The organism is Brevundimonas sp. (assembly GCF_965278935.1).
In the GTDB taxonomy this organism is placed as follows: domain Bacteria; phylum Pseudomonadota; class Alphaproteobacteria; order Caulobacterales; family Caulobacteraceae; genus Brevundimonas.
Window position 1 is genome coordinate 2,478,340 of the sequence record NZ_OZ257124.1, and the last position, 20,554, is coordinate 2,498,893.

At 66.0% G+C, this 20,554-nt stretch carries 16 protein-coding genes; 4 read left to right on the forward strand and 12 right to left on the reverse strand.

Annotation, left to right across the window (positions count from 1 at the left end; all coding sequences use genetic code 11):
- Positions 1-3 precede the first annotated feature (3 nt).
- From ACQY68_RS12455 to ACQY68_RS12465, 3 genes are all read right to left on the reverse strand, one after another.
- Positions 4-762 carry an SDR family oxidoreductase gene (locus tag ACQY68_RS12455; RefSeq protein ID WP_428149746.1) on the reverse strand — a complete coding sequence of 253 codons (759 nt, stop codon included), beginning with the start codon at positions 760-762 and terminating at the stop codon, positions 4-6.
- Positions 763-771: 9 nt separating this feature from the next.
- A complete protein-coding gene (locus ACQY68_RS12460) occupies positions 772-1,302 on the reverse strand; it encodes a nuclear transport factor 2 family protein (RefSeq protein ID WP_428149747.1) in 531 nt (176 codons plus the stop codon).
- Between the two features lie 84 nt (positions 1,303-1,386).
- Positions 1,387-2,409: an NAD(P)H-dependent amine dehydrogenase family protein gene (locus tag ACQY68_RS12465; protein ID WP_428149748.1), complete on the reverse strand. Its 1,023-nt coding sequence runs from the start codon at positions 2,407-2,409 to the stop codon at positions 1,387-1,389.
- 139 nt (positions 2,410-2,548) lie between these two features.
- Here ACQY68_RS12465 and ACQY68_RS12470 point away from each other — a divergent pair, with 139 nt between their 5' ends.
- Complete coding sequence (locus ACQY68_RS12470) at positions 2,549-3,511, forward strand: SDR family NAD(P)-dependent oxidoreductase (RefSeq protein ID WP_428149749.1); 963 nt, start codon at positions 2,549-2,551, stop codon at positions 3,509-3,511.
- A gap of 66 nt (positions 3,512-3,577) precedes the next feature.
- Here ACQY68_RS12470 and manD read toward each other — a convergent pair whose 3' ends face one another.
- The 9 genes from manD to cysG form a co-directional block, all read right to left on the reverse strand.
- Entirely contained in the window at positions 3,578-4,849 is a 1,272-nt protein-coding gene (gene manD / locus ACQY68_RS12475; RefSeq protein WP_428149750.1) for a D-mannonate dehydratase ManD, read from the reverse strand.
- Positions 4,850-4,919: 70 nt separating this feature from the next.
- Positions 4,920-8,015 (reverse strand): TonB-dependent receptor, encoded by a 3,096-nt coding sequence (locus ACQY68_RS12480; RefSeq protein WP_428149751.1) that lies wholly within the window; start codon positions 8,013-8,015, stop codon positions 4,920-4,922.
- Positions 8,016-8,072: 57 nt separating this feature from the next.
- Positions 8,073-9,164: an alginate lyase family protein gene (locus ACQY68_RS12485; protein ID WP_428149752.1), complete on the reverse strand. Its 1,092-nt coding sequence runs from the start codon at positions 9,162-9,164 to the stop codon at positions 8,073-8,075.
- 211 nt (positions 9,165-9,375) lie between these two features.
- Entirely contained in the window at positions 9,376-11,748 is a 2,373-nt protein-coding gene (locus tag ACQY68_RS12490; protein WP_428149753.1) for a TonB-dependent receptor, read from the reverse strand.
- Positions 11,749-12,070: 322 nt separating this feature from the next.
- On the reverse strand, positions 12,071-13,042 hold the full coding sequence (locus ACQY68_RS12495; RefSeq protein ID WP_428152658.1) for a cysteine synthase A: 972 nt from the start codon (positions 13,040-13,042) through the stop codon (positions 12,071-12,073).
- Positions 13,043-13,124: 82 nt separating this feature from the next.
- Positions 13,125-14,246 (reverse strand): phosphoadenylyl-sulfate reductase, encoded by a 1,122-nt coding sequence (locus ACQY68_RS12500; protein ID WP_428149754.1) that lies wholly within the window; start codon positions 14,244-14,246, stop codon positions 13,125-13,127.
- Complete coding sequence (locus tag ACQY68_RS12505; protein WP_428149755.1) at positions 14,233-15,900, reverse strand: nitrite/sulfite reductase; 1,668 nt, start codon at positions 15,898-15,900, stop codon at positions 14,233-14,235. Before ACQY68_RS12505 ends, ACQY68_RS12500 begins: the two co-directional genes overlap by 14 nt.
- Entirely contained in the window at positions 15,900-16,169 is a 270-nt protein-coding gene (locus ACQY68_RS12510) for a DUF2849 domain-containing protein (protein WP_428149756.1), read from the reverse strand. Before ACQY68_RS12510 ends, ACQY68_RS12505 begins: the two co-directional genes overlap by 1 nt.
- Positions 16,166-17,530: a siroheme synthase CysG gene (cysG, locus tag ACQY68_RS12515; RefSeq protein ID WP_428149757.1), complete on the reverse strand. Its 1,365-nt coding sequence runs from the start codon at positions 17,528-17,530 to the stop codon at positions 16,166-16,168. The genes ACQY68_RS12510 and cysG overlap by 4 nt, the downstream gene beginning before the upstream one ends.
- Positions 17,531-17,643: 113 nt before the next feature.
- On the opposite strand from cysG, the gene gcvA reads away from it, so the two are divergent.
- From gcvA to cysD, 3 genes are all read left to right on the forward strand, one after another.
- Positions 17,644-18,573, forward strand: coding sequence for a transcriptional regulator GcvA (gene gcvA, locus ACQY68_RS12520; protein ID WP_428149758.1), 930 nt, complete (start codon positions 17,644-17,646; stop codon positions 18,571-18,573).
- A 108-nt stretch (positions 18,574-18,681) separates the two neighbouring features.
- Positions 18,682-19,500, forward strand: a complete 819-nt coding sequence (locus ACQY68_RS12525; protein WP_428149759.1) for a ferredoxin--NADP reductase — start codon at positions 18,682-18,684, stop codon at positions 19,498-19,500.
- A gap of 88 nt (positions 19,501-19,588) precedes the next feature.
- Positions 19,589-20,554: a sulfate adenylyltransferase subunit CysD gene (gene cysD / locus ACQY68_RS12530; RefSeq protein WP_428149760.1), complete on the forward strand. Its 966-nt coding sequence runs from the start codon at positions 19,589-19,591 to the stop codon at positions 20,552-20,554.

Below are 20,554 nucleotides of genomic sequence, written 5' to 3' on the forward strand. Positions count from 1 at the left end.
GCTCTAGCGGCCGGTCGACAGTTCCTTGGCGTGCAGCATCTTGGCCATGCCCCGTTCCATCCCCTTGGGATCTCGGGCCAGGGCGGCGCGGCTCTCGATCGCGAACCGGTCGGTGTCGATTTCGTCGACGCCCCGGGTGATGCCCTTCATGGCGGCCCGCGCGATGTCCTCGGGCGCCTCCTTGGCCCCCTTCACATGCGAGGCCATCCGGGTGTCGACCGAGCCGACGATCAGGGAGGTGACGCTGGTCCCCTGCCCGGCCAGCTCGGCGCGGATGCAGGACCCCGCCGCCCGCATGGCGAACTTCGACGGGCTGTACCCCCCCATGTTCGGCACGGCGACGATGCCCGCGACCGACAGGACGTTCAGGATCGCCCCGCCGCCGTTGGCCTTGAGCACAGGCGCGAAGGCGCGAGACATCGCGACGGGGCCGAAATAATTGACCTCCATCTCCTCGCGCATCGCCGACATGTCGTCGGCGCCGATCAGGAACTTGCCAGTGGAGACACCGGCGTTGTTGACCACCACCGACACGTCAGGACAGGCGGCGGCGGCCTCGACGATCTGCTCGGGTTTCGACACGTCGAGCCGAACCGCCACGACCTTGCCGGGATAGGCGTCCTCGAGGTGTCTGGCCGAGGCAGGGTCGCGAGCGGCGGCATAGACCTTGGCGGCCCCCTGCTCGATCAGCACGTGAACGAAGCCTTCGCCGATGCCCCGGTTGGCTCCTGTGACGATCGCGACTGACCCCTGGATGTCCATGCGCTCGCCTCAGGCCGCAGTATAGATGATGTCGTCGGGCTTCTTGGCCCCGCGCCGCAGCAGCGAGGCGTCCCGGGTGATCGCCCCGCGCGCCCAGGTCTCGGAGAGCTCGTGCTCCTCGTTCCATTCCCAGCACATGGTACGGCGCAGGATGCGCCACTCATCGCCGCGCTTTTCCATCTGATCGACGCAGCGGGCCAGGGTCCGGGTGTCGAACTCTTGCCCCTTCACCGTCAGGCGCGAGGCGGTGAGAATGTAGCATTCGGCGGTCGCCGTGGTCGCCGACTTCAGATCGACGATCAGGTTCATGGCCATGTGATTCATCAGCCCGGCCTTGGGCAGGCGCTCCTTGATCACGGCCACCCAATCGGACGCAGGCCCGTCGAAGGTGCCGCCATGATCCTCCCAGCCGTCGGGCCAGTAGGCGCGCTCCACCAGATCGACGTCGGCGCGATCGCAGCCGCGCAGGAACTTCAGCAGCACCTCCTCGATCGCCTTCTTGTCGAGAAGAGCCTGAACCTCAGGGTCGCGGTCGGCCATCTGGGTATCCTCCGATGACTGTTATTCAGTCTTGAAACGAAAGTGACATGACTTGCGTTAGCGGGCAAGTCGGGTCGGGCCGTTCTAGAGTCGAAAAAGGCCCGGCGGGGCGGCGACCAGGCGGGGAATGGCCTGCAACACCATCGCCGCCACGGCGAACTGCTCCGGCTTCGTGCGGACGCCGTCGGGGGCGGTGTCCATAAGGTCCATGGCGATACGCACGCCCGGCAGGCCGTCGACCTCGATCTCCCAATGCGGCTTGCCGGCGAAAGGCGCCTGGGTCGGATCCATGATCCAGTTGACCTCATGGGTGATACGCCGCACCCCGTCGATCAGGCCGTGCACGCGCCAGGTCGTGGCCGAGACCGTGCCCTTCGGGATGACCCCTGCCGCGATGTTCAGGTCTTGCTCCGCCAGGCTGACTGCATGGTCCGACTCGAACCGGTCGAGGGAGAGGCCGAGCCTCTGGGCCAGACCCTCCACACTCTGCGAGAACATGGCGGTGAAGGTCTCGGCCAGCGGCCCGTCCGTCAGGTCGATTTCTCCCGGAGGCGACCCGAAACCGAGCGCTCCAAAGACATAGTCCGGGTTCGGAACCGTTGTGCAGTCGATGATCTCGCGGGTCGCGATGTTCCGGTGCGACAGACACAGCGAGACCGCGTTGACGGCCATCCGCTCCGCTACCCAGCCTGGGTTGACGCCGGTCCCGGCCAAGGTCGCCCCACCTCTCAACGCGCTCTTCGCCAGCCCGTTCGCATAGGCGAGACCGAGGGCCGCAGGCTCGAAATAGTGGTTGATGCTGACGACGTTCTTGCCGGATTCCAGCAGTCGCTTCACATCCGCATCGTGGCCGACATAGGGGGCGGACAGCATCGGCGTATGGATGACCACGTCGGCGTCCAGGGCCAGAATCTCCTCGATCGACCGGGTGGCGATCACCCCGGTCTCGGGCCGCCGTGCGATGTCTCCGGCGTCACGTCCGGCCTTGGCCTCCCCGTAGACGAACAGACCGACGAGATGGAACCGGTCGTCGTCCAGCACCGCCCGCAGACAGGTCTTGCCCATCGAGCCCGTCGCCCACTGGATCACCCGAATGGGTCTGGTCATCACGCCTCCCGACGCTGTCGCCGCGTCCCGATCCCTCAACGCTGACCGTATAAGTCCATAAACGCAAGCCGCTTGCCAAGCACTGCTGAACGATTAGTGTGTTTACGCAAGCGACAACGGGTCGCGTGGAGAGACTCTCATGGCCGAGCCCCCCTTCTGGCAGGCGCTGATCAAGTCGGCGAACTTCTACGCCCGCTTCGCACCGTCCTTTACCCGCGTCGGCTATGTCGCGCGCGGCCTGCCGTTCAAGCCGGTGAAAGCCAATTATTCCGGTCAGAACTGGCTGGTCACCGGCGCCACGGGCGGTCTCGGCAAGGCCACGGCGCTGCGGGCGACGGCCAAGGGGGCGACAGTCTACGCCATCGGCCGCAACGTTCAGGCGCTCGGCGACCTGGTCCGCGAGGCCAGGGGGCCGGGCAAGATCATCCCCGTCACCTGCGACCTGTCATCGATGGCGGCGGTCGCCGGTCTGTCGAAACGTCCCGAGCTTGCGGCGGTGAAGTTCGATGTCGTCGTGAACAACGTCGGCCTGCTCATGCGCCACTATCAGGCGACCCCGGAAGGACTCGAGACGTCCTATGCCACGAACCTTCTGGGCCACTGGATTCTGACCGAGGACCTGCACAAGGCGGCCGAACTGAAGCCCGGTGCGGTGGTGATCAACGTCGTCTCCGGCGGCCTCTACAACCTCGGCCTCAACAAGAAGATGCTCAACATCCCCGAGGAGCATTTCAACGGGTTCGCCGCCTATGCCGCGCACAAGCGGGCGCAGCTGGCCTTGGCCGAACACTGGCGCGCCGTCTGGGCCGCCGACGGGATCAAGACCTATGCGGTCCATCCGGGCTGGGCCGACACCGCCGGGGTGAAGACCTCTCTGCCCAAGTTCCGCAAGGTTCTGGCGCCCATCCTTCGCAACGATCACGAGGGCGCAGACACCATCGATTGGCTGGCCGCGACGCGTCCTCCGGAAGTCGTCGACGAGATCTGGTTCGACCGCAAACCCCGTACCGCCCACGCCTATCCGCATACGCGGAACCCGCGCACGTCGGTCGCCGACGTGGTCGCCTTCCTCGAAGCCGATCGAACCCGTCTGGCCGTCTGACGGCGTCCGACGGCGGGCCGATCCCGGGAGCGGCGGCCCGCGCGCGCGTCCGGCCTCAATGGCGTTTCACCAATAGAAGGCGGTTCCGTCCTCGAGCCGGTTCACCGGCAGATAAGCGCGCTTGTAGGGGAAGGTCGAGGCCAGGCTCTCGTCCAGCTCTACGCCCAGGCCCGGCGCGTCGCCCGGGTGCATCATGCCGTCGGCGAACCGATAGGCGTGCGGGAAGACCGCATCGGTCTCGACCGTGTGGCGCATGTATTCCTGCAGGCCGAAGTTCGATACCGACAGACCGAAATGGAGGGACGCGGCCATCGTCACGGGCGACAGGTCGGTGGCGCCGTGACAGCCGGTCTTGACGTGGTGGATATCGGCGAGGGCCGCGATCTTGCGCAGGTGGGTGATGCCGCCCGCGTGAACCACGGTGGCGCGGATGTAGTCGATCAGCCCCTCCTCAATCAGGGTCTTGCACGACCAGATCGAGGAGAAGACCTCCCCCACCGCCAATGGCGTGGTCGTATGAGCGCGGATCGTGCGGAAGGCCGCCTGATTGTCGGCGGGGACCGCGTCCTCCAGCCAGAACAGGCGGTACGGTTCGAGATCCTTGCCCAGCCGCCCGGCCTCGATCGGCGTCAGGCGGTGATGCACGTCGTGCAGGAGATCGATGTCCCAGCCCAAGGCGTCCCGCGCGGCGGCGAACAGATCCGGGACGCTGTTCATGTAGCGGCGGGTCGACCACCGGTTCTCGGTCGGCAGGCTTCCGTCCGCCGGTTCGTAGAACATCTTGTCCTTCGACACGCCGTAGGTGCTGGCCATGCCCGGCACGCCGGACTGGAGGCGCACGGCCTTGTAGCCCATGGCGACGTATTTGCGCGCCTCGGCGATCGTGTCATCGATCGTCTCGCCGTTGGCGTGGCCGTAAACGGTGACGCCGTTCCGGCTCGCGCCGCCCAGCAGCTGGTAGAGCGGCAGTCCCGCCAGCTTGGCCTTGATGTCCCACAAAGCCACATCGACGGCCGCCAGGGCGGTCATGTCGACCGGCCCGCCGCGCCAGTAGGCTCCGCGATGGAGAGTGTTCCAGGCGTCCTCGATCCGGTGGGCGTCGCGACCGATCAGCAAGGGCGCGATATGCTCCTCGAGATAGGCGACCACCGCCATCTCCCTCCCATTGAGGGTCGCGTCGCCCAGACCCGTGACGCCACTCTCGGTCGTCAGCTTCAGGGTGACGAAGTTGCGCCCGGGACAGGTGACGATGACCTGAACCCGGGCGATCGGCTCCACGCGCGGCGCATGCCCGGTCAGGCCCGCCTTCGTCTCTGTCGCTCTGTCGTGGAAGTTCATGGTTAGTCCGGGGAAGAAGACGGAGGACGACCAGGGTCGCCCTCCATACCCAGTTTCGGGGGAGTTTGTTCTAGAAGGTGGCGCGTAGTGTCAGTTGATACGTCCGTCCGTCGTAGTCGATACGGCGCGGCAGCATGGGGTCGGACTGGTACTCCGACCGGGTCGCATCGGTCAGGTTGAACGCGTCCGCCGACAGGGTGATGCGGTCGGTGACATTGTACGAGGCCGAGGCGTCGAGCTGGGAGCGCGACTCCACCGTGCGGGCGTCGCCCACAAAGCTGTTGCCGGCGGCCAGGTCGTAGTCGCCGCGCCAGTTCCAGGTCAGGCGGATGCCGAACTGGTCGGTCTCGTAATAGCCGATTAAGTTGAGGTTCTTGCGCGACACATTGGGCAAGGTGATCGGGACGCCCGCACCCGTCGTGCCTTCGATGTCGATATAGGTGAAGTTGGCTGCGCCCCCGAAGTGGGACAGCCAGCCCGGCAGGAAGTCGAGGTTCTGCTGAACGGCGAGTTCCGCGCCCCGCACCGTGATCGGATCCTGGTTGGTGCTGCCGCTGGCCTGGACCTGGACGCCCGCTGAGGTCAGGCAGTTCGTGCCCGAGATGGTCAACGGCCCGAGGCCGAAATCGACGCCGTTGATCAGGCCGTTGGACGGGCACAGACGGGTCGGATCAACGATCGGCCCAATGTAGCCGTCGACATCCTTCTGATAGAGCGAGATGGCGAACACGCCGCCCGGCCGGTTGTACCACTCCAGCGCCAGGTCGTAGGCGTCGGAGGTGTAGGGCGACAGGTTCGTGGCGCCGATCGTGATCGTATAGGGCGAGTTGACGACGGCCGGGTCCGGCGTGAGCACCGAGGTGATCGGGACGTTGTCGCGCGGCTGGGGACGCACGTAGGTCCGGTAGTAGGCCGCACGCAGCAGCAGGTCGTCCTTGAGCTCGACTTTGACCATCGCCGACGGCAGCAGATAGTCGTGTTCGCTGTCATAGCTGCGCTCGGTGACGAAGTGGTTCACAGCCCCCGGCGCGGTGGACCGCACCGACGAACACCCCTGACAATCCAGGGCGACGATCGACGTGTCGAGGCGCTCGTAACGGACCCCGACATTGCCTCTGGTCGGGAAGCCGAACACCTCGGTGTCGAACCTGGCCATCGCATAGGCCGAGAAGGTGTCGTTCGAGTTGGTGAAGTTGTTGTTCCAGTAGTTCGGATCCCAGTAGTTGTTCACCAGCCCGTAGGTGGTCAGGAACACGCCGGTCGTGGGATCGAGCAGGAACTGGTTGGTGAGGCCATTCGGGTTGGTTGCGGTCCGCAGGGCCGTGTTCACCGGGGTGATCGCGGCCAGCACCTGACGCACGTTCACGCTGCGCCAGGCCTGGGTGTAGCCGCCGGCCTGACCGCCGAAGAAGTCGCCGACGTAGGGGTTCACCTCCGAGACCGACTGGGTTAGCCCGGCCAGGTTGATGCCCATGGCGCTGTTGCGCGATCCGCTCGAGGCGAAGGAGGTCGATTCAAACCTCAGACCACCCATCAGGGAGGACAGGAACGACCCGGTCAGGGTCCGCTCCAGATCGAACTGGACAGCGTCCAGTTCGGTCAGCGCCTGACCGTTGGTGCCCGTGACGCCGAAGCGGTCGCCGGGGACCGTCGCCAGCTGACCCGGCATCACGGCGCCGACCTGGGTCACGGAGTTGGAGGCCACGGGGATTGTATATCCGCCCGCCGGAATGTGGGTCGCGTTGGGGGTGTTCAGCGCGATGCGGAACCGGGACAGATCCGATCCGCCGGTGAAGACCGACGACGTGATTCCGTTCAGGCCCGCCGGTCCCAGGTTGCGATTGGCGTTCTGGACGATGTCCAGTTCGATCTGGTCGGACCGGGCCTCGGCGCGGGAGATCGTGCCCTCCAGCGTCGCATGCCACTCGTCGTTCTCGAACGTCACCGTCGGGTTGATGGCCCACACCTGCTGCGTCACCGGCTCGGACCGGATGGAGTCGAAGGTCTGGGCGTTCACCGACGAGAACTCGTTGATGTAGGCCCGTCCGTCCGCCGCCACATAGGGTGTGCCGAGGCTGGTGAACCGGGTGACGGCCGAGGTCGCGTTCAACGCCGTGTTGGTGTTCTGGCCCGCGCCGTTCTCGATATAGAGGAGGTGGTTGGTCCCCTCGTCCAGCTGACGCTTCGTGTAGAAGCCAGTCAGCCCGAACCGGACCTCATTGGTCGCCTGCCACTCGAAGCCCGCCGCGCCCGTGAACACGTCGCCGCGGTTCTGGCGCACGAACTGACGCACCTGGCTCGGATAATAGACCCCGCCCGGGTTCGCCGCGATCAGGGCGTCATAGACCGGGTTCGTGCCCGGCACGCCCTGATTGCCGACCTGGATCGAACCCAGGCGGTTCGCCCAACTGTTGACCGTGATCGAGTCGCGGCGGAAATTCTCTTCCTTGAAGGCCAGGGTGCCGAAGACCGCGAAATCCTCGCTCAGGTGGGTGTTGTAGCCGACCGTGTAGGACGGCGAGCCTTGGCTCCCCAGCTCATTGTATTCGTAGGCGGCCTTCACGAAGCCGCCGTCCCGACGCGACAGGGCCGGCGCGATCCGCAGGTCGATGATGCCCGACAGGCCGCCGGCGACGTTTGAGGCGTCGGGTGACTTGATGATGGTGATCCCCGAGAAGATGTCGGAGTTGAACGCACCCAGCGGCATCGACGCCATGTTGGTCGAGGTCGACAGGATGGGATCGGCGAAGCCGGATCCGTTCAGGGTCGTCCGCGCGAAGGAGCCGGGCAGCCCGCGCAGACTGATCGTGGCGTTGCGCGAGTCGGCCTCGCGATTGATCTGTACGCCCGGCAGACGCTGGATGGCCTCGCCGACGTTGAGATCGGGGAAGCGGCCCAGACCATCCGACGAGATCGAGTCCGTGATCTGGTCCGAACTTCGCTTGGTCGCCAGGGCGCTGGCGTAGGCGCCGCGGAAGCCGGTGACGACAACTTCGTCGAGCCTGTCGTTGGCTTCCTGCTGCAGGACGTCCGATGCCGCCGTGCCGGTCTGTGGCGTCTGAGGATTACCGGCCGTCTGCGCGGCGGCATCGTCGGCGGAACAGAGAGCGCCGCTTAACGCGAACGCGCTCACGGCTCCCAGAAGGAACACCCGTTGTCTGATCATGTTTCCAACCCCGTGCCGTTCTCAAGCGACGGCTGAGCGGCAAGGTACGACGTTATCTCAATTGGTCAAGCCACTTCTGGAATTGGCCTGACGAGTCTCATTATACAGTGTCATCCACGAAGGCGGGCGTCGTTCGGTCGTCGCGAGCAGCCTCTCGAACGCGGCGGAATGTCGATCGTCGAGCAGGCTCGCGAGCGCTAGGGTGTTGACGGCCCGCTCCGGCATCCACGGACCGGCGTATTCCGTCTGGCCTGCCGCGAGGCGCTGGGCGTCGAACGCGATCCGCGAATGGACAAACTCCTGATGGGTCCGCGTTCCTTCGACATAGGGCGTCAGCCAGTCGATCACTGACGAGACGCCGGTCCCGGAAGCATTCTTCCAGTCGAACCAGTCCAGGCCGTGCGCCTTTGCGGCCAGGCCGGCCATCATCATGGGATCGACATTGTAGAGCACGTAGTGGATCGCATCGCGTTCGTAGAAGTCGAACACCGTCCCGTCGGCCAGGACGTTGGTCGCCACGTGCTTCTGATAGTCCTCGAAGGTGCGCTCGATCAGGCGTGCATCACCGAGCTGGAAGGACGCCAGCGCCGCGACCTTGATCCTGTGGCTCTGCCAGTTGGTGTAGAAATGTTTGGGCGCGCCGTCCATGTCGTCCAGATAGCCGCTGGCGAGATTGCGCAGAAAGCCGTCCACGGCTGCCCGTGTCCCGGCTGGAAGATTCGGTTCGGTCAGATCGTAGGCCAAGATCATGGCGTCGAAATTCGTCTCGTCGATCGGGTTGAGCGACACGATGTAGGTCCCGGCCCAGGCTCGAAGAAACCGGTCGGCCGCATCGAGATATCTCCGCTCGCCGGTGATGCGCCAGGCGAGCGCCAGGTCGAGCATCGCCGGCAGGTCGCGTCGCGCCACGAGGCTTTCGTCGCGAATGCCCTGCCCCGGCAGCGTCCCTTCCGTATGCACCACGGCAAGCGGACCGGGCGTGCGCGCCAGCGCGGCGTCGGCAGCGGTGATCGTCGCCGCGGCGGATGGGGACGCGCCGAGCGAAGAGAGCGCCGAACCGGCCTGGGGACTGAAAATCGCATAGTCCTCGGCTCGCGATTGACCGGCGAAAAGAAGGATCAACGCCAGCGCCGTCGCGACGGCTCTCATTCGACCATTTCCCGTGCCCACTCCGCAGCCCCGCTATCCGCCAAAACGCTTCACACGGGAGGAAGACTATTTTGGCCTGACCACTTGGTCAAATGGCCTTACCGTGCGCGGTGGGGTTTGCCGGGGCATTGCTGGATTCAGGCCCGGAGCGGTCGCGGACAGGGATCATCCCCCGCCGCTACCATTCCCCCCGCCCGCTGTCCGACGACGATCAGAAGCTCGCCCGCACCGTCACGCCGACCGTGCGCGGATCGCCGGGGCTGCCGACGACGAGGCCCGAGTTTCCGGACTGCAGACTGACAAACTGGAGATAGTCCTCGTCGAGCGCGTTGCGGATCCAGGCGAATGCCTCCCATCCGTTATCGGCGCGGAAACCGGCGCGGAGATTCAGCAGCGAATAGCCGTCGATCTCCGTGTAGCGCGAGACCGAAGCGTCCGAATTGTAGGACGAGCGGAACGAGGCTTCGGCGCCGACATAAACCTCCCCGGACCCGACGACGTAGCTGCCCGTTCTGTGAACTTCTCCCCCAAGCGCCCCGGCCCAGGGCGAGACCCCGGGAAGATCGGCGCCGCTGAGATCGCAGGCGACCGTCGTCGAGCCGAGACGTTCGAGAGGGCATGGGCCGTTGGCGAACGAGGCGTATTGGGCGTCCGACCAGGCGAGGTTGGCGAACAGGTCGATGGAGTCGTTGGGGCGGGCGAAGGCGTCCAGTTCGACGCCCTGGATCTCCACCTTCTCCGCATTGGCCAGATAGCCGCGGAGCGCGCCGGGCCCCGTGTCGACGACGTTGGTCTGATAGTCGTCCACGTCGCTGCGATAGGCTGCAAGGTTGGCGGTCAGCCGGCGATCAAAGGCCTGAACCTTCAGGCCTGCTTCCCATGTGGTCACTACCTCGGGGCGGACGACGGCGTTGTTCAGGGCCGGTTCGCCGTTGGGCAGGTTTGGAATGCCCGCCATGTTGATGCCCGCGGACTTATAACCCCGTGCATAGCTGCCATAGACGAGGACATCGGGCGTGATGTCATAGGAGATGGCGATCTGGCCCGAGACATCCTCGTCGGAGAAATCGGCCGCGTAGGCCTGGGGACGGGCGATGCCGAGGCGGCGTGAAATCAGGGTCGCGTCGGTCGTGACGAGGCCGCCCCGGGTGGTGTTCTGGTAGGTCCCCGCCTTCTCTTCGTAGGTGTAGCGAAGGCCCGGCGTCACATGCAGCCGGTCGGTAACGTTCCAGGTGAACTGGCCAAAGGCGGCGATGGAATCCGTTTCGATCCGCGAGTCGTTGAAGACCGTGTAGCCGTTGAGCAGCGCGTCAGGCGTGCCGGCGGGCAGGAGCCAGTAGGAGGCGTCGATGCCGTACTCGGTCACCCCGTGGGTCTCGACGGCCTGGTGATAGGCATAGAGGCCGACGGTCCAGTCGATCCGCGCGGACCCGTTGGAAGACAGCCGCAGTTCCTGACTCCACTGGTCCTGCCAGGACGGGTTCTCGGACCGACGCACGATATCGAGGGCGGTGTAGTCCCGATCGTTGCGAGGCCCCCAGGTCCAGGCGCGCCAGGCGGAGATTGATGTCAGGGTGGCGAAGCCGAAGTCGTAATCGACGATGGCCGAGACACCCCTGTGAACCTGGTCGGCACGGATCAGGCCGTCGGCGTCCGCGAGGCGGTCGTAGGGGTTCGTGCTGGGCGGTGCGTACCGCCGTCCCGCCGCAAGAGCGGCATACTGTTGCGCCAAGGGCTTCAACGTCACGCCGGCGGTCACATAGAGCTGGGTGCAGCAGTCGGGCGTCAGGTCCGCGTAGTCTGCAAACAGCCGGATGCGGAGTGCGTCGGTCGGCTCGAAAAGCAGCTGGCCGCGAAGTCCGAGAGAGTCCTGGGCGTTCTGGGCGCGGCCGGCGGTGACGTTCTCGACCATGCCGTCGCGGCGCGTCGAGACCACCGAAAGACTGCCCGCCAGGGTGTCGGCGATGATCGGGCCGGAGAAGGTGGCCTTCACCTGCTGGAATCCGTAGTCGCCGATCGACAGCTCCGTGCGGCCCTGCGGCGTGAAGGACGGCGTCTGGGTCGTGATGTTCAACGCGCCGGCGGTCGTGTTCTTGCCGAACAGCGTGCCCTGCGGACCGCGCAGGATTTCGATACGCTCGAGATCCACGAAGTCGAGCGTCGCGGAGGCCGGGCGGGCGTAATAGACCTGATCGACATAGATGCCGACGCCCTGCTCCAGACCGTCGTTGGCCAGTCCGTAGCTGGCGCCGAGACCGCGGATGCTGACGGCGGTATTGCGCGGGTTGGACGAAAGTATCTGAACGGTGGGGGCCAGCTGGGTGACCTGGGCGACGTTGTAGGCGCCGGTCCGGTCGAGCAGTTCCTCGTTTACGACGGTCAGGGCGATCGGCACGTCCTGGGCGCGTTCCTCGCGCCGCCGGGCCGTAACCACGATGTCGCCGACGGTGGCGACGCTGTCCTGGCGATCGGAGGGACGCGGCGTCTGTGTCCGTGCTTCAACGCCTGTCGCCGCCCCGACATAGGCCGCAATGGCGCCGGCGGTAAGCAACAATCGGGCTGCAAAGAAGTCCGTGACGGTCATGAAATCCCCCTCGACGCGATGGTGCGACCTCGTCTGGATGGGGTGGCCGAGCACATCGATGCAACGCGGATTTTCTGCTTTCTGGCCTAGTATTTCTATCAGGTACCAAGCCATGCAACTGAAATAGCGAAACTTTCATGGCGGCTTACAGGCATTGACTTCAGCTTTTCTGCTCCACCGCTTTCCCGGCGAAGCACCCGCAAGCTGGAAGGCTGCGAGGGCCAGGATCAGAAATCCGACGGCCAAGGCAAACGGTCGGACGGGCAGCACCTTCCCCGATCTGCGGGGCGACCCCACGAGCAGGACCAGGAGAAAGTCTGCATCAGCTGGGTGCGGAGGCGGGTTTGAGCCAGGACGGCGTCGGCAGACCCCGCGCGGTCAGGAATTCGGGATTGAACAGGCGCGATGCGTAGCGGGAGCCCGGGTCGCAGAGGACGGTGACGATCGTCTTGCCGGGTCCCAACTCGCGTGCGAGCCGCACGGCGGCCACCAGATTGACGCCGCTGGAGCCGCCGAGAGACAAACCCTCCTCGGCGATCAGATCGAACAGGATCGGCAGGAACTCCCCGTCCTCGATCCTGTAGGCGTGATCCGGGGTAAAGCCCTCGATGTTGCCGGTGATGCGGCCGACACCGATGCCTTCGGTGATCGATGTGCCCTCGGACGTCATCTCGCCCTTGGTGAACCAGTTGAACAGCGATGCCCCGGCGGGATCCGCCAGCGCGGTCTGGATGTCGGGATCGCGTTCCTTGAGGAAGCCCCCCACCCCGGCGAGCGTGCCGCCGGAACCGACGACGCTGACGAAGGCGTCGATCTTTCCGCGCGTCTGCTCCCAGATTTCCGGGCCCGTGCCCTCGTAATGGGCCAACCGGTTGGACAGGTTGTCGAACTGATTGGACCAGAAGGCCCCGTTGGGAAGGGAGGCGTCGAGTTCTCTGGCGAGCCTCGCCGAGTGATGGACGAAGTGGCTTGGACTGGAAAAGGGCGCGGCATCGACCTCGACGAGCCGGGCGCCGACGGCCCGCAACGCCTGCTTCTTTTCTTCGGACTGGGTGCGCGGCATGACGATCACCGCCGGGTGGCCAAGAGCCGCGCCGACGAGGCTCAGCCCGATGCCTGTGTTCCCGGCCGTCCCCTCCACGATCGTTCCGCCCGGCCGCAGTTCGCCGGAGGCACGCGCCCGCTGGATGATCGACAGCGCGGCGCGATCCTTGATGGACTGGCCGGGATTCAGGAATTCCGCCTTGCCGAGGATTTCGCAGCCCGTCTCTTCGGACAGGCGGTTGAGGCGCATGAGCGGGGTTTGACCGATCAGGTCGAGGACTGAACGTGAAGACGTCACGGGATTTTCTCTTGAAGTCGGAGTTTCGGCTGGATCAGCCGACAGACTGTGCCTCACGCACGAGGTGAATGCCGCATTCCGTTTTTTTGGCTCCGGCCCAGCGTCCGTCACGCGATGCGTCGTTCGCTTCCACCGGCTGGGTGCAGGGCCAACAGCCGATGGACGGGTATCCGTTCAGGCTGAGCGGGTGACGCGGCAGCCGCTCCGCTTCAAACCGCTCTTCGATCTGGTCGGCAGACCAGCCTATCAAAGGATTGGCGCGCACCCGGCCTTCGAAGAACTCGAACGCCTTCATGTCCGCCCGATGAGCGGTCTGGTGACGCTTTCGCCCGGTGATGACCAGGTCGATGTCGGCGAGGGCGCGATCCAGCGGGCGCACCTTGCGGACATCGCAGCAGGCGTTGGGATCGGTCCTCCAGAGAGCCCCGGACGGATCCGTGCCTTCGAGGTCGCTTTTGAAGGGCGTCGCGATCCGGATGTCGGTCAGGCCGAAATGGCGCGCCAGAAGATCACGGTAGGACAGGGTCTGGAGGAAATGCATCCCGGTATCGATGAAGACGATCGGCGTGGTCGGGTCGATCCGGGCGACGAGGGACAACAGGACGGCGGATTCCGCTCCGAACGAGGACAGGACCCCAGGGCGCAGGCCCTGATTGTCCTTCAGCGCGACCCACAGGATCGATTCCGCCCGGTCTTCCTTGACGTAGGTATTGAAGTCGTCGGCGACCCGGGCGGTGAAACGCGGGCGGTTCGGCGCCTCCAGCACAGGCGGAGTGGCCGCTTGCGCGCCGGCCGACCGGCGGTCGCGACGCCAGATCGGAAGCTCCCGGCTGACCGCGGGCTGGTAAGCCACGCTGAATGCCCCGTCCATTCGACGCCAGGCGGCCACGTCGCCGTCAGCGCCGACGACGACGCCGTCGAAACCGGTCCGACGGAGGTGCCGCACCTGATCCGGGATCAGCCGACCGTCGGCGATCAGCTGACCCGCGAACCCCCGCTCGCGAAGCACGGAGGCCAGAGAGAAGCCTCGCCCGTCCCGGAAAGCATCGAACTCAAGGATGATGACTCCAGCGTCACGGGCCGCCGCCTCGACCTCCTCGAGAGGGGCGGTCACCGGCAGTCGGACGCCTTCCGGCGCCTGTTCAAGCCACTGCATCGAGCCCCCCGTAGATCGCGTCCCGGAACGGCGCGACGCCGGTCCGCCGCACAGCAGCCAGGAAACTCTCGCCCTCCTCGCGAATTTCGAGATATCGGTTCAGCGTCCTTTCGACCGCGGGTGCGACCTCGTCGGCCGGCAGGCTGCGACCGACGATCTCGCCGAGCGCGGCGGTCTCGTCCGGCGAGCCGCCCAGAGTGATCTGGTAGTATTCCTCGCCCTTCCGATCCACGCCGAGAACCCCGATGTGGCCGACGTGGTGGTGGCCACAGGCATTGATGCAGCCGCTCATGTTGACCCGAACCGGGCCGAGGCGGTCCTGGAACTCCGGGTCGGCGAGCCGCTCGGACAGGGCCTGTGCGACAGGGATAGATCGGGCGTTGGCGAGGCTGCAGTAGTCGAGACCCGGGCAGGCGATGATGTCGGTCACGAGATCGGCGTTGGGCGTCGCCAGCCCCAGCGCCGATAGTCGCCGCCAGAGTTCGGGAACGTCGTCGAGCTTCACATGCGGCAGGACCAGATTCTGCTCATAGGCCGCGCGGACCTCGTCGAAGGCATACTCCGTTGCCAGGTCGGCGACCGCATCCATCTGGTCCGCGGTGATATCTCCGGGTACGCCGCCGCGTGGCTTCAGGGAAATGATGACAGCCGCATAGCCGGGGTGTTTGTGGCGTCGCACATTGTTGCGCGCGAACCGGCTGAACTGGCGATCGGCCAGGATCGTCCGGTCGAAGGCATCGCTGACCTTGGGCAGGCTCTCGAACGCGGGCGGCGCGAAATAGGTCTGGATGCGCGCGACCTCCTCTTCCGGAATGCGGAGATCTTCCCGCTTCAGGGTGGCGAAGTGGCGATCAACCTCGGCCCGAAAGGCGTCGATGCCGAGGGAAGCGACGAGAATCTTGATCCGCGCCTTGTGGATATTGTCGCGGCGCCCAAGAAGGTTCCAGGCCCGCAAGATAGCGGTCAGATAGGCCAGCAGGTCCTCGGCCGGGACGGCCGGCGCAATCTCCTGGGCGATGTGCGGCAGACGCCCCTGCCCGCCCCCGACGAAGACGCGGAAGGCCGTGCCGCCCTCCTCCCCGCGCACGATCTGCAAGCCGACGTCGTGGGTCCGGATCGCGGCGCGGTCTCGGGTCGCACCGGTCACCGCGATCTTGAACTTGCGCGGCAGGAAGGAGAATTCCGGGTGGATCGTCGACCACTGGCGCAGGATCTCGCACCAGGGCCGCGGATCTTCGATCTCGTCGTCCGCGCAACCGGCGAAGACGTCGGTCGTCACGTTGCGAATGCAGTTTCCGGACGTCTGGATCGCATGCATCTCGACCTCGGCGAGGTCGGAAAGCAGCGCCGGAATGTCGCTCAGGGCCGGCCAGTTGAACTGGATGTTGGTTCGGGTCGTGAAGTGGCCGTAACCCTTGTCATAGGTCCGGGCGATGTCGGCCAGACGATGAAGCTGACGGCCATCCATGGTCCCGTAGGGAATAGCGACGCGAAGCATGTAGGCGTGAAGCTGCAGATACAGGCCGTTCATCAGCCGCAGCGGCTTGAACTCATCCTCGGTCAGGGCTCCGGACACGCGACGGGCGACCTGGTCACTGAACTCGGTGATCCGCTCGCGGACAATGGCGGCGTCGAACTCGTCGTAGCGATACATCAGGCGTGATCCAGACTGTGACCGACCGTCGGCCCTCGGGCGCGGATGGTTTCCTTGAGCCGGTCCCGCCCGGACGGGCCGTGGACCTCGACATTGACCAGATAGGGACCGACGAATTCGGACGGCTCCAGAAGCGCGCGTTCGAGAGCGCGGTCGGCCGCTTCGCCGACGAAACGCGCCGCCTGGCCGAAGCTGGACACCGGCCGACCCGTGACGCCGGCATAGATGACCCGTCCGTCCGACAGACGATTGGCGGTCAGTATCTTCACGCTGCCGCTTCCTCTGAATGACGGCTACCCACTGCCTCCGCCCAGGCGGCTACCTCCCCGACCACGAGGAGGGCCGGGCTCGCGACCGCTTCGCGCCGGACCAGCTCAGCCAGGTCTTCGAGCCGGCCGGTGAATGTCCTTTGATCCGGACGGGATCCGTTCTCGATGATCGCGACCGGGGTCCGGGGATCGCGACCGCCGGAGATCAGACGGTCCTGAACAGTCCGGGCACCGGAAACACCCATATAGACCGCCAAGGTGTGATTGGGCGCGGACAGGGCCGACCAGTCGGCTTCAACGCCGCCCGGCCGGGTCTCGGCGGTGACGAAGGTCACGGCCTGGGCTTGGTCGCGGTAGGTCAGCGGGATCCCGGCCGCGGCGGCGCAGCCGAGCGCGGCCGTGATGCCCGGGACCACGACGACATCGACGCCGGCCGCGCGGACAGCTTCCAGTTCTTCTCCCCCTCGCCCGAACACGAAGGGATCGCCGCCCTTCAACCGGACCACCCTGTGACCCTGGCGGGCCTCGGCGATCAGCAGGTCGGCGATCTCGGCCTGGGGCACGGAATGATCGTTCCTCTGCTTGCCGACATAGATCCGATGGGCGTCGCGGCGTGCCCGATCCAGAATGGCCGTCGGCACCAGACGATCATGGACGATGACGTCGGCATCCTGGAGCGCGCGCAAAGCCTTAAGCGTCAGAAGCTCCGGATCCCCGGGTCCGGCTCCCACCAGATGGACGACGCCCGGCGGGGCGGCGTCGGTGTTGAGCAGGCGGAGCATGTGCCGGCGAGCGTCAGCGGTGCGGCCCTCGACCGCGAGATCGCGGGCCGGGCCACGGAAGGCTGCCTCCCAGAACCGTCGGCGCGCGGTGAAGTCGGGCAAGGTTGCGATGACGGTCTGGCGCAGGCCTTCCGCAAGCCGGGCCAGACGATCGAGACCGGCCGGCAAAGCCGCCTCGACACGCGACCTCACCTCGCGCGCCAGAACGGGCGCCACACCTCCGGTGGCGATACCGACGACGACGCCGTCGCGATCGATCAGCGCCGGAGTATGGAAATCGCTGAGGGCCGGCTGGTCGACGACATTGACCTGGGCGCCTCGGGCGCGCCCCCAAGCGGCCACTCGGTCGCGCAGGTCAGGATCCGCGACGGCGATAAAGACGAGCCGGGCGGCATCGAGATCCATCTCGGCGGGCCAGCGCGCGATGGCGTCTTCGGCCTGGGCAGCCGGGCCGGCGAACCACCTGACCTCGGCGCCGGAGCCATCGAACAGACGCGCCTTCGCGGCCGCGGCCGAGCCTTCGCCGACGATCACGATGGTCGCGCCGGGCAAGGGAATGGAAGCAAGGAAGACGCGCATCGGACCGGTTCCCGGCGCTCGTATGGCCGGGCTTTCGAACCGACGCCTACGAGCGGGGCTATTCGCCAACAAACGATATTGTCTTTGGGCGGCTGATAGGATTTCTATCAACGATGTCTCGCACCCTCCTCCCGCTGAACGCCCTTCGCGCGTTCGAGAGCGCCTCACGCCATCTGAGTTTCTCACGGGCGGCGGACGAACTCGCCGTCACCCCGGGCGCTGTCAGCCAGCAGATCCGCCAGTTGGAAGAAACCATTCGGGCGCCGCTGTTCAAGCGCGAGACCAAGGGCCTGCAACTCACCGATCTAGGGCGATCGGCCGCGCCGCTGGTGGCTGAGGGGCTGGACCGGTTGAGGGACGCCTCGACCCTGATGCGCGAACCTCCGCGCCGGCGTCAGGTCTCGATCAGCGTCGCACCGTCGTTCGCGTCCAAATGGCTGATGCCCCGGATGGACGACTTCCATCAGGCGCACCCGGAGATCGAGGTCTGGGTGTCGGCGGACATGGAGCCGGTCGCCTTCGATCACGGCACGACGGACCTGGCGATCCGCTACGGCGCGGGCGACTATGCCGGTCACGTCTCGGACAGGCTGCTGATTGAATCCGTCCTGCCGGTCTGCGCTCCGGCTCTGATGCAGGGTCCGAACCCGATCCGCGTTCCCGCGGACCTGAGCGGGCATGTCCTGCTGCACGACATGTCCAGCGACGGAGATGCCAGCCGACCCGACTGGCCGATGTGGCTGATGGCGCGTGGCGTGAAACATGGAGACGCGCGTCGAGGCTCGCGCTTCAACCAGTCGGCCATGCTGATCGAGGCGGCGGTCGCGGGTCGCGGGGTGGCCCTGGCGAAGCGAACATTGGCCCAGGCGGACCTGGCGGCCGGACGGCTGATCGCCCCCTTCCACGACGGCGGGGAAGTCGTCGGTTTCGCCTATCACGTCGTCCACCCGAAGACCCGCCCCCTGTCGCCGAGCGCTCAGGCCTTCACGGGATGGCTGAAGAAGCAGGCCGCCTTCCACGACAGCGGCCTGGACCAGCTCTAGGGCGTCTCAGGGCCACGGCAGATTTTCTGCCCGGGACGTTTAGAAGAAGTCGTTCGCGGCCAGGCGCGACCGCCTCCTAACAGGCGGACCTCACGAATGAGGCTCCGCATGACCGACGTCGCCGTTCTCGAAAAGCCCGTCGCGTCCGCGGTCTGGCACGAACAGCCCATCCTCTGGACGAGGCGCTGGACCGATCGACTGTTCAGTTTCGCGATCGAGAGGCCGGAAAGCTTTCGCTTCCGCTCGGGCGAGTTCGTCATGATCGGCTTGCCCGCCGAACAGCCGGGCGGAAAGCCGACGGTGCGCGCCTATTCGATCGCAAGCCCGGCCTGGGCGGAAGAACTGGAATTCTTCTCGATCCAGGTGCCGGACGGCCCCCTGACTTCCCGTCTGGGCCTTCTCGAAGCCGGCGACCGGGTACTGCTCGGCAAGAAGTCCACTGGGACTCTGGTGCTGGACGCCCTGACCGGCGGCGCCCGTCTGTATCTCATCGCCAGCGGCACCGGACTGGCGCCCTGGCTCGCCGTACTGCGCGATCCCGAAACCTGGGAGCGGTTCGACGAGGTGATCGTCACCCACACGGTTCGGGAAGCCGGGGACCTCGCATATCGCCAATTTCTTATCCAGAACATTTACGACGATCCGCTCGTCGGCGACCTCGCCCGCGGCCGGCTGGTCTATTATCCGACGGTCACGCGCGAGCCCTTCGTCCGGACCGGCCGGATCACCGATCGGATCGACAGCGGCGCGTTCTTCGCAGATCTGGGCCTCGGCAGGGGCTTCGACCCTTCCGTGGACCGCGCCATGCTCTGCGGCTCGACCCCCATGATCCGCGACGTCGCCGCCCGGCTCGAAAGCGCCGGTCTGACCGAAGGCTCGAACGCGGCTCCGGCCCAGTTCGTTCTCGAACGCGCATTCGTCGGCTGATCGCAGAAAAACTACTCGGCCGCTCCAGTTCATATCGTTCGACCCCGGATGTCGGCGAGCGCTTGAATGGCCCATCTCCGAGGATCCGATGACACTGACCGCGCCGCTCGCTCGCCTGTCCGATACGCCTCCGGCGCCCCTGAGGGCGCGCGGACCGCTATCCCCTCACCTTCGCCGGCTCGAGGCGGAGGCGATCGAGATCTTTCGCGAGGTGGCGGCGACGGCCCGCAATCCGGTCATGCTCTATTCCATCGGCAAGGACTCCGGTGTCCTGCTGCACCTTGCTGCGAAGGCCTTCTACCCGGCCCCACCTCCCTTCCCGTTGCTGCACGTCGACACGACCTGGAAGTTCCGGGACATGATCCGCCATCGCGACACCGTCGCCGACACCTATGGCGTTCGCCTGATCGTCCACATCAACGAAGACGGCGTCCGGCGCGGTATCTCGCCGCTGGCCTCGGGCTCTTCCGTGCACACCCAGGTGATGAAGACGGACGCCCTCAAACAGGCGCTCGACCTGCACGGCTTCGACGTCGCCCTCGGCGGCGCCCGGCGCGATGAGGAAAAGAGCCGCGCCAAGGAACGGATATTCTCGGTTCGAGGACCGGGCCACACCTGGGATCCTCGTCGGCAGAAGCCGGAGCTCTGGACCCTCTGGAACTCCAGTCTGATGCCCGGGGAATCCCTGCGGGTCTTCCCCCTCTCCAACTGGACCGAACTCGACGTCTGGGAATACACCCGCCAGCAGGGCATCCCGGTCGTTCCCCTCTATTTCTCGGCGCCGCGCCCGGTGGTGGCGCGAGCTGGCGCCTGGATCGTCCGCGACGACGACCGGCTCGAATTGGCCTCAGGCGAGGTGCTCGAGACCCGGCACGTCAGGTTCCGATCCCTCGGCTGCTACCCCCTGTCTGCGGCCGTTGAATCCGATGCCGAAGACATCGACGACGTGATCGCGGAACTTCGGGCGAGTCGAAGCTCGGAACGCCAGGGGCGTCTGATCGACGCCGACGAAACCGCTTCGATGGAGCGCAAGAAGCGCGAGGGGTATTTCTGA

Excerpts from the sequence above, each read along its gene's own strand:
- ACQY68_RS12505 (WP_428149755.1), bottom strand. The coding sequence starts at position 15,900 with ATGTATCGCTACGACGAGTTCGACGCCGCCATTGTCCGCGAGCGGATC.
- cysG (WP_428149757.1), bottom strand. The coding sequence starts at position 17,530 with ATGCGCGTCTTCCTTGCTTCCATTCCCTTGCCCGGCGCGACCATCGTG.
- manD (WP_428149750.1), bottom strand. The coding sequence starts at position 4,849 with ATGAACTTCCACGACAGAGCGACAGAGACGAAGGCGGGCCTGACCGGG.
- ACQY68_RS12470 (WP_428149749.1), top strand. The coding sequence starts at position 2,549 with ATGGCCGAGCCCCCCTTCTGGCAGGCGCTGATCAAGTCGGCGAACTTC.
- gcvA (WP_428149758.1), top strand. The coding sequence starts at position 17,644 with ATGTCTCGCACCCTCCTCCCGCTGAACGCCCTTCGCGCGTTCGAGAGC.
- ACQY68_RS12495 (WP_428152658.1), bottom strand. The coding sequence starts at position 13,042 with ATGCGCCTCAACCGCCTGTCCGAAGAGACGGGCTGCGAAATCCTCGGC.
- ACQY68_RS12480 (WP_428149751.1), bottom strand. The coding sequence starts at position 8,015 with ATGATCAGACAACGGGTGTTCCTTCTGGGAGCCGTGAGCGCGTTCGCG.
- ACQY68_RS12485 (WP_428149752.1), bottom strand. The coding sequence starts at position 9,164 with ATGAGAGCCGTCGCGACGGCGCTGGCGTTGATCCTTCTTTTCGCCGGT.
- ACQY68_RS12490 (WP_428149753.1), bottom strand. The coding sequence starts at position 11,748 with ATGACCGTCACGGACTTCTTTGCAGCCCGATTGTTGCTTACCGCCGGC.
- ACQY68_RS12460 (WP_428149747.1), bottom strand. The coding sequence starts at position 1,302 with ATGGCCGACCGCGACCCTGAGGTTCAGGCTCTTCTCGACAAGAAGGCG.
- ACQY68_RS12465 (WP_428149748.1), bottom strand. The coding sequence starts at position 2,409 with ATGACCAGACCCATTCGGGTGATCCAGTGGGCGACGGGCTCGATGGGC.
- ACQY68_RS12500 (WP_428149754.1), bottom strand. The coding sequence starts at position 14,246 with ATGCAGTGGCTTGAACAGGCGCCGGAAGGCGTCCGACTGCCGGTGACC.
- cysD (WP_428149760.1), top strand. The coding sequence starts at position 19,589 with ATGACACTGACCGCGCCGCTCGCTCGCCTGTCCGATACGCCTCCGGCG.
- ACQY68_RS12525 (WP_428149759.1), top strand. The coding sequence starts at position 18,682 with ATGACCGACGTCGCCGTTCTCGAAAAGCCCGTCGCGTCCGCGGTCTGG.
- ACQY68_RS12455 (WP_428149746.1), bottom strand. The coding sequence starts at position 762 with ATGGACATCCAGGGGTCAGTCGCGATCGTCACAGGAGCCAACCGGGGC.